Genomic DNA, 225 nt, shown 5'->3' with positions numbered 1-225 from the left:
CGCTATTATGGGCTTTTTAGAGACATCAAACCCATGCAAGATTACATCAACTTTGCCGAGAACAGAATGGGCAATATGATGGGGAGTTTTAAGGCGATGTTTGAAGAAGATAGCGTTTTGAACATTGATGAGTTTATAGAACAAATGGCTTTAGATAACGCCATTGTGAAAGTGCGCCCGGGCGCGCTCAAAGAGGGCAAGATTCAATTCATGAACAACCAAGCC

General features: G+C 42.7%; 1 protein-coding gene. It reads left to right on the top strand.

Annotated elements, in window-relative coordinates:
* Positions 1-225 (top strand): portal protein (locus EAO33_RS08940; protein WP_456237266.1); only part of this gene is annotated, 225 nt, incomplete at both ends.

Origin of the sequence: Helicobacter labacensis, from assembly GCF_003660285.1 — a bacterium.
Taxonomy (GTDB): Bacteria; Campylobacterota; Campylobacteria; order Campylobacterales; family Helicobacteraceae; genus Helicobacter; species Helicobacter labacensis.
This window is presented reverse-complemented; position numbering and strand designations above follow the sequence as displayed.